8 protein-coding genes, 1 pseudogene and 1 other annotated feature are annotated in these 8,529 nt (G+C 33.5%); all 9 genes and pseudogenes read right to left on the bottom strand.

The window, feature by feature from the left end; genetic code table 11:
* Positions 1-914: pseudogene (locus Q5F54_RS07650) on the bottom strand (DNA-directed RNA polymerase subunit beta'); the annotation flags it as partial.
* 41 nt (positions 915-955) lie between these two features.
* Entirely contained in the window at positions 956-4,663 is a 3,708-nt protein-coding gene (gene rpoB, locus Q5F54_RS07645) for a DNA-directed RNA polymerase subunit beta (RefSeq protein ID WP_281537504.1), read from the bottom strand.
* Positions 4,664-4,917: 254 nt separating this feature from the next.
* Positions 4,918-5,280 carry a 50S ribosomal protein L7/L12 gene (gene rplL / locus Q5F54_RS07640; protein WP_071119050.1) on the bottom strand — a complete coding sequence of 121 codons (363 nt, stop codon included), beginning with the start codon at positions 5,278-5,280 and terminating at the stop codon, positions 4,918-4,920.
* Between the two features lie 80 nt (positions 5,281-5,360).
* Positions 5,361-5,864: a 50S ribosomal protein L10 gene (rplJ, locus tag Q5F54_RS07635; protein ID WP_071119051.1), complete on the bottom strand. Its 504-nt coding sequence runs from the start codon at positions 5,862-5,864 to the stop codon at positions 5,361-5,363.
* 46 nt (positions 5,865-5,910) lie between these two features.
* Positions 5,911-6,041: a sequence feature (ribosomal protein L10 leader region), on the bottom strand.
* A 51-nt stretch (positions 6,042-6,092) separates the two neighbouring features.
* The gene (gene rplA / locus Q5F54_RS07630; RefSeq protein ID WP_071119052.1) at positions 6,093-6,791 is read right to left on the bottom strand and encodes a 50S ribosomal protein L1; all 699 of its coding nucleotides are present in this window, start codon (positions 6,789-6,791) and stop codon (positions 6,093-6,095) included.
* Between the two features lie 74 nt (positions 6,792-6,865).
* Positions 6,866-7,291: a 50S ribosomal protein L11 gene (gene rplK / locus Q5F54_RS07625; protein ID WP_071119053.1), complete on the bottom strand. Its 426-nt coding sequence runs from the start codon at positions 7,289-7,291 to the stop codon at positions 6,866-6,868.
* Positions 7,292-7,329: 38 nt separating this feature from the next.
* A complete protein-coding gene (nusG, locus tag Q5F54_RS07620) occupies positions 7,330-7,872 on the bottom strand; it encodes a transcription termination/antitermination protein NusG (RefSeq protein ID WP_071119054.1) in 543 nt (180 codons plus the stop codon).
* A 19-nt stretch (positions 7,873-7,891) separates the two neighbouring features.
* Positions 7,892-8,113 (bottom strand): preprotein translocase subunit SecE, encoded by a 222-nt coding sequence (secE, locus tag Q5F54_RS07615; RefSeq protein WP_083334972.1) that lies wholly within the window; start codon positions 8,111-8,113, stop codon positions 7,892-7,894.
* 25 nt (positions 8,114-8,138) lie between these two features.
* Positions 8,139-8,288, bottom strand: a complete 150-nt coding sequence (gene rpmG / locus Q5F54_RS07610) for a 50S ribosomal protein L33 (protein ID WP_071119055.1) — start codon at positions 8,286-8,288, stop codon at positions 8,139-8,141.
* Positions 8,289-8,529: the final 241 nt, after the last annotated feature.

Below are 8,529 nucleotides of genomic sequence, written 5' to 3'. Positions count from 1 at the left end.
GGTCTACCTCTTCTACCATTGTCTATTAAAGCATCTACTGCTTCTTGAAGCATTCTCTTTTCATTTCTTACTATGATATCAGGAGCTCCAAGTTCTAGTAATCTCTTTAATCTGTTATTTCTATTTATAACTCTTCTATATAAATCATTTAAGTCAGAAGTTGCGAATCTTCCTCCATCAAGTTGAACCATAGGTCTTAAATCTGGAGGTATTACTGGTATAGCATCTAATATCATCCACTCTGGTTTATTTCCAGACTTTTTGAATGCTTCTACCACTTCTAATCTTCTTATTGTTCTAACTCTCTTTTGACCTGTACTATCTTTTAAGTCAGCTCTTAATTCTTTACTTTCTTTTTCTAGGTCTATATTTTGTAGTAATTGCTTAACAGCTTCAGCACCCATTCCTACAGTGAAAGAATTGTATCCATACTTATCTACTGCAGTTCTGTATTCTTTTTCTGTTAAAAGTTGTTTTTCATTTAATCCAGTTTCTCCTGGATCAACTACAACATATGAAGCAAAGTATAATACTTTTTCTAAAGATCTTGGAGACATATCAAGTAAAAGACCCATTCTACTTGGTATACCTTTGAAGTACCAGATATGAGACATAGGAGCTGCTAGCTCTATATGTCCCATTCTTTCTCTTCTCACTTTAGCTTTTGTAACTTCTACTCCACATCTATCACAAACTACACCTTTATATCTTACTCTTCTGTATTTACCACAGTGACATTCCCAGTCTTTTTGAGGTCCAAATATTCTTTCACAGAATAGACCATCTTTTTCTGGTTTTAATGTACGGTAGTTTATTGTTTCAGGTTTTTTTACTTCTCCTCTAGACCATTGTCTTATTTTCTCTGGAGAAGCTAGTGCTATTTTTATCGACTCAAAATTGTTTAATTCAAACAAGGAGTTCTCTCCCTTCTATTTGATATTTGCGTTAATTAAATTTATACATCAAAGTCTTCATCTTCATAGTTTAATTCTTCGAAGTCTGTATCATCTTCAAAATCTAAACTATCTATATCTTCATCGTCATTTTCAATGAATTCATCATCTATTTCTTCTATTATATGATTTTGTTCTACTTCATCCATGTTATCTATAACATCTAATTCGAACTCTCCAGCTGTATCATCAGCATCTAAAGATTCTCTTACTTCTACTTCTTGATCTTCTTCAGTTAATACTTTTACATCTAAGCATAAACTTTGAAGTTCTTTTATAAGAACCTTAAATGATTCTGGTATTCCTGGTTCAGGTATATTTTCACCTTTAACTATAGCTTCGTACGCTCTAACACGTCCTACAACATCATCTGACTTAACAGTAAGTATTTCTTGAAGTATGTGAGCAGCTCCGTATGCTTCTAGAGCCCAAACCTCCATCTCTCCGAATCTTTGTCCACCAAATTGTGCTTTACCACCTAATGGTTGTTGAGTAACTAAAGAGTATGGTCCTGTACTTCTTGCATGTAACTTATCATCAACTAGGTGATGTAGTTTTAACATGTACATGTATCCAACTGTTATTCTATTGTCGAAAGTTTCACCTGTTCTACCATCATATAAAGTTAACTTACCATCTTCTGGATATCCAGCTTGTACTAATGCTTTTCTTATGTCTGATTCTTTAGCACCATCAAATACAGATGTAGCTACATACCATCCTAAAGCTTTAGCAGCAAGTCCTAAGTGAACTTCTAGTACCTGACCGATGTTCATACGAGATGGTATACCTTGTGGGTTAAGAACTATATCAAGTGGAGTTCCATCTTCTGTAAATGGCATATCTTCTTGTGGTAATATTCTTGAGATAACCCCTTTATTACCGTGACGTCCGGCCATCTTATCTCCAACTTTTATCTTTCTCTTTTGAGCTATATAACATCTAACAAGTTCATTAACTCCTGGAGATAAATCATCTCCATTTTCTCTAGTAAACACTTTTACGTCTACTATTATACCACCTTCACCATGAGGAACTTTAAGTGAAGTATCTCTAACTTCTCTAGCTTTTTCTCCGAATATCGCACGAAGTAATCTTTCTTCAGCAGTAAGTTCAGTTTCTCCTTTAGGAGTTACCTTACCAACTAATATATCTCCTGAATCTACTTCAGCACCTATTCTTATTATACCTCTGTCATCTAAGTTCTTTATAGCACTTTCTCCAACATTAGGTATATCTCTAGTTATTTCCTCTGGTCCAAGCTTAGTATCTCTTGCTTCACATTCATATTCTTCTATATGAATTGTAGATAATCTATCTTCTTTAACTAATTTTTCGTTTATTAAGATAGCATCCTCGTAGTTGTAACCTTCCCAAGTCATGAACGCTACGAACATATTTCTACCTAATGCTATTTCCCCAAGGTCAGTAGCTGGTCCATCTGCTATAACGTCACCCTTTTCTATTTGGTCACCTTTATTTATTATAGGAGCTTGATTTATACAAGTACCTGCATTTGAACGTTTAAACTTAAGTAATTTGTATCTATCTTTTACTCCGTCTTCTCTTTTTATTATTATTTCATCAGCTGTTACTCTCTCTGCTATACCAGAGTTCTTAGCAACAACAACTGCACCTGAGTCTTTAGCTGCTCTATATTCAACTCCTGTACCTATAACTGGTGCTTCTCTTCTAACTAGAGGCACTGCTTGACGTTGCATGTTCGCTCCCATTAGGGCACGGTTGGCGTCGTCATTTTCTAAGAAAGGTATCATAGCAGTAGCTATAGAAACAACTTGCTTTGGAGATATATCCATGTAGTCAACTCTATGAGTTGGAACTAGCTCAACAGCACCATTTTTAGTTCTACATACTACTCTCTTATTTACGAAAGTACCATCTTCTTCTAATGGTTCATTTGCTTGGGCTCTTATGAATAAATCTTCTTCATCAGCAGTTAAGTAATGTATTTCATTTGTAACTTTTCCAGTTTCCTTATCTACTTTTCTATAAGGAGACTCTATAAACCCAAATTCATTTATTTTAGCATAAGTAGATAATGAGTTTATAAGACCGATGTTTGGTCCTTCTGGAGTTTCTATCGGACACATTCTTCCGTAGTGAGAATGATGAACGTCACGCACTTCGAATCCAGCTCTTTCTCTTGAAAGTCCTCCTGGTCCTAATGCAGATAATCTTCTCTTATGTGTTAACTCAGATAATGGGTTGTTTTGATCCATGAACTGAGATAACTGTGAACTACCAAAGAACTCTTTTATCGCAGCAGAAACTGGTCTTATGTTAACTAACGCTTGTGGCGTTATAGCTTCCATATCTTGAACAGTCATTCTTTCTTTTATAACTCTTTCCATTCTAGAAAGACCTATTCTAACTTGGTTCTGTAATAATTCACCAACAGATCTTATTCTTCTGTTTCCTAAGTGATCTATATCATCTATGTTTCCAATATCATAGAATAAGTTAAATTGGTAATTTATAGAAGCTATTATATCATCTAATAATATATGTTTTGGTATAAGTTCTTTCATTCTGAACTTAATAGCTTCTTTTATTTCTTCTTCATCACTATAAGCTTCTAAAATTTCTTTTAAAGTCGGATAGTGAACTTTTTCTTTTATATCTAATTCATCTATGTCAAAATCAACATGTGATTTTATATCAACAAAGTTATTTCCTATAACTTTAACAACTTTTTCATCTTCTACTAATAGAGTAACTACATTTATACCTGCATTTTGTATATTCTTAGCAACTTCATAGCTTATCTTTTCACCAGCTTTAACGAATACTTCTCCTGTTTCAGGATTTACTACGTCTTCAGCTGATATTTTGTTCATTATTCTGTAGCATAGAGCAAGTTTCTTATTAAACTTATATCTACCTACTTTAGCTAGGTCGTATCTCTTTGCATCAAAGAATAATGCATTTAATAATGAAGATGCGCTTTCTACTGTTGGAGGTTCACCCGGTCTTAATTTTTTGTATATTTCTATTAGACCCTCTTCAACTGTTTTAGTGTTGTCTTTTTCTAAAGTTGCAGCTAATCTTTCATCTTCACCTAAAAGTTCGATTATTTCAGCATCTGTTCCTATACCTAGAGCTCTTAATAAAACTGTAACAGGTTGTTTTCTAGTTCTATCAACTCTAACAGATATTACATCATTTGAATCTGTTTCGTATTCTAACCATGCACCTCTGTTTGGTATAACTGTAGATGATATTAATTTCTTCCCTGTTTTATCTCTTTCTAAAGCATAGTATACTCCAGGAGATCTAACTAATTGACTTACTATGACTCTTTCTGCACCGTTGATAACAAAAGTACCTTTTTCAGTCATTAATGGGAAATCTCCCATGAATACTTCTTGTTCTTTTATTTCACCAGTTTCCTTGTTTATAAGTCTTACTTTTACTTTTAGAGGTGCACAATATGTAGCATCTCTATCTTTACATTCTTCTATATCATATTTAGGCTTATCATCTAAAGAGTAATCTACGAATTCTAATATAAGATTACCTGTATAATCTTCTATCGGAGAAATATCCTCAAATACTTCTTTAAGACCCTCTTCAATAAACCACTTATAAGAATCTACTTGTAGTTCTATAAGATTTGGCACGTCAGCTATTTCCTTTATCTTAGAAAAGCTCATTCTAGTCCTTTTACCTATCGTGACAGGATGTGGCATTCACTCTTCACCTCTCAATAATTAAAAATAAAACCATAGTTCATTGTAACGCATCTAATAATTCTATCATAACAACCAACTTTTTTCAATATGTAACTTATACCTAAACCCGTATAATTAATACTTTTTCACAAAATATGCATTATTTATTATGCACATAATTTTAATCTAAAATTCTATTTTTATGCATATTTTATTTAAATTTTATAAAAAATAAAAAAAGATGTCCATAAGGACATCTTTTTGAAAGAAAACTACTTAACTTCTACGCTAGCTCCAGCAGCTTCTAATTTTTCTTTTATTTGGTCAGCTTCTTCTTTAGAAACACCTTCTTTTAATGTCTTAGGAGCGTTATCAACTACTTCTTTAGCTTCTTTTAATCCTAATCCTGTTACTTCTCTAACAGCTTTTATAACTCCAACTTTTGAAGCACCAGCGTTTGCTAATACTACGTCGAATTCAGTTTTTTCTTCAGCAGCTCCACCAGCAACTGCACCAGCCATCATAACTGGAGCTGAAGCAGATACACCGAATTTTTCTTCAGCAGCTTTAACTAATTCATTTAATTCTAAAACTTTCATGTTTTCTATAGCTTCTAATATTTGTTCTATTGTCATTTTTAGCACCTCCGAATTTTTTTCAATAATTTTATTTTTAAGTTATTATATTACAATATCTAACTTTTCTAAATTGACAATTAAGCTTCTTGTCCTTCTTGTTTCTTTATTAAAGCATCTATTAAGTATGCGAAGTTTGACATTGGAGCCTTTAAGCTTCCAAGTAACTTAGCAAGAAGAACTTCTCTTGATGGTATGTTAGCGAACTCAACTATTTGAGATTCGTTGTAGAATTCACCTTCTACTACACCCATTTTTAATTGCATTTTTGGATGAGAATCCATGAATTCCTTTAATATTCTAGCTGGAGCAACTGGATCTTCGTATCCGAATGCTATCGCATTAGTTCCAACTAATAACTCGTCGTTGAATTGTTCTATACCAACTTCTTTAGCAGCTTTTCTAACTAAAGTGTTTTTGTATACTTTGTATTCAACACCAGCTTCTCTCATTTTCTTTCTTAATTCAGTTACCTCTTCAACTGTTAATCCTTTGTAATCAACAACTATAGCAGATGATGATTTTTCTAATTTTTCAACTATTTCAGAAACAACTTGTGATTTAAGTTCTATAGCTTTTCTCATATAGATGTGCACCTCCTTCACCTAATAAGGTTTAGTATTCGCCGCAATCTCATTTAAAAAAGCTTTTGATGGCAAAACGAGACAACAAAAGCTTTAGTAATTTCAATTTATCTAAAACCTCGGTAGGAAATTAAGCTTTTCAGCACCTACTGTCTACGGCAAATCTATTCTTTTTTATATCAACAATTGTTATATTAACATTTTTGTTTTTGCTTGTCAACAATTTTATTATTCTGCTATTTTAGCAGGGTTTATCTTAACACCAGGTCCCATAGTAGACGCTACTGTTACACTTCTTAAGTATTGTCCTTTAGCAGCAGCTGGCTTAGCCTTAACTATAGCATCCATTAATGCAGCAAAGTTTTCAGCTAACTTTTCTCCACCGAAAGATACTTTTCCCACTGGAACGTGTATTATGTTAGTTTTGTCTAATCTATATTCTACTTTACCTGCTTTTATTTCGTCTATAGCTTTAGCTACATCGAAAGTAACAGTTCCTGATTTAGGGTTTGGCATTAAACCTTTAGGTCCTAATACTCTACCTAATCTACCTACTACACCCATCATGTCTGGAGTAGCAACAACTATATCGAATTCGAACCAGTTTTCACCTTGTATTTTTTGAACTAATTCTTCAGCTCCTACAAAGTCAGCTCCAGCAGCTTCAGCTTCAGCAGCTTTTGCTCCTTTAGCGAAAACTAAAACTCTCTTAGTTTTACCAGTTCCGTGTGGTAATACAACCGCACCTCTAACTTGTTGATCAGCATGTCTTGAGTCAACACCTAATTTTATATGAGCTTCAACAGTTTCATCAAATTTAGCTGTAGCAACTTCTGCAACTAAAGATAAAGCTTCTGTAGCATCATATAATCTTGTTCTATCTATTTTGTTTAACGCTTCTACGTATTTTTTACTTTTCTTTGCCATTTTATTTTCCTCCTTGTGGTTATATTCGGCCTTTAAGCCTCCCACTTCTATCCGAAGTGTCTAATTTTTTAAAATTAGTCTTCTACAACGATACCCATACTTCTTGCAGTACCAGCTATCATACTCATAGCAGCTTCTACTGATGCAGCATTTAAGTCAGGCATTTTTAATTCAGCTATTTCTCTTATCTTAGCAGAAGATAAAGTAGCAACCTTCTTCTTGTTAGGTTCTCCTGAAGCTGTATCTAATCCAGCAGCTTTCTTTAATAATACTGCAGCTGGAGGAGTTTTTGTTATGAATGAGAATGATCTATCTTGGTATACAGTTATAACAACTGGTATTATCATTCCCGCTTGATCTGCAGTTTTAGCATTGAACTCCTTAGTGAATCCCATTATGTTAACACCGTGTTGTCCTAACGCTGGCCCAACTGGTGGAGCTGGCGTTGCCTTCCCTGCAGGTATTTGTAATTTTATTTGACCTATAACTTTTTTAGCCATTGAGCGCACCTCCTCAAAAATTTTCTATCTAAATTTTATTATATTTTTTGTATATTTTCAAACTCTATTACAAATAGAGTCTTCTTGCCAAATGCATCTATACACACTTTTGCTTCTCTTGTTTCCAGGTTAATTTCTTCAACAGTACCTACTTGTCCACTAAAAGGACCTTTAGCAACCTCTACTGCATCACCTATTTCTAAGTCTACATCAGGGTTTACTACTTTAGGAACGTCTATTTCTATGCCCATAGCCTTTACTTCTTCATCACTTAACGGTACCGGCTTTGAACCTGGTCCAACGAATCCAGTAACCCCCTTAGTATTTCTTACGATATACCAAGATTCATCAGTGATTATCATTTTAACTAAGACATAACTTGGAAATACCTTACGCTGTCTAGTTTTTTCTTTTCCTGTTTTTGTAGTCTCAACTACATCTTCAGTTGGAACAACTAAATGTGTTATATAGTCTTCCATTCCTCTTGTTTTTACAGCTTTTTCTATCGTAGCTTTAACTTTATTTTCATGCCCTGAATAGGTATGCACAACATACCATCTTGCTTCTTGTAATTCTGACATATTGTTTTCTCCTTTTCGTCTATTTCAGTATAAGCCCTAGTGCACCTTGTAATCCAGTATCTAAAGCCCACACTAATATAGTAGCTGAAGTAACTACAGTTAAAACCACACCTGTGTTTTTAAGTAATTCTTTTTTTGTAGGCCATGAAACTCTTTTTAATTCTTGCTTTGTTTCTCTTATGTAAGAGAATAAACTGAATCTTTTTTTAGTTTCCGTGCCTTGATTTGCTTGGGCAGCCACTTTACACTCACATCCTTAAATAAAACTATTTTGTTTCTTTATGAGCTGTATGTTTCTTACAGAATTTACAGTATTTGTTTAATTCTATTCTGTCTGGGTTAGTTTTCTTATTCTTAGTAGTGTTGTAGTTTCTTTGCTTACACTCTGTACATGCTAAAGTTACTTTAACTCTCATCTGCTACACCTCCAACTTTATTAATATAATAATATATATAGTTAAATAATACCTTAACTTATATTATTGAGGCATTATCACCTTCCTGAATCATTACCTTGTATAAGTTATCATAAAATAATAGTCATGTCAATGTTTTTGTAGATTCCATGTTAAAAAAAGAGGAGCATAACTCCTCTCTTTTTGTCTATTAATTAATCCACTAAAGAAGATTATTCAACTATAGAAGCAACAACTCCTG

The sequence above is a fragment of the uncultured Romboutsia sp. genome, from assembly GCF_958366745.1.
Classification (GTDB): domain Bacteria; phylum Bacillota; class Clostridia; order Peptostreptococcales; family Peptostreptococcaceae; genus Romboutsia; species Romboutsia timonensis.
Note: the sequence above shows the minus strand (reverse complement) of the source record. Positions and strands in the feature narration are given on the sequence as shown.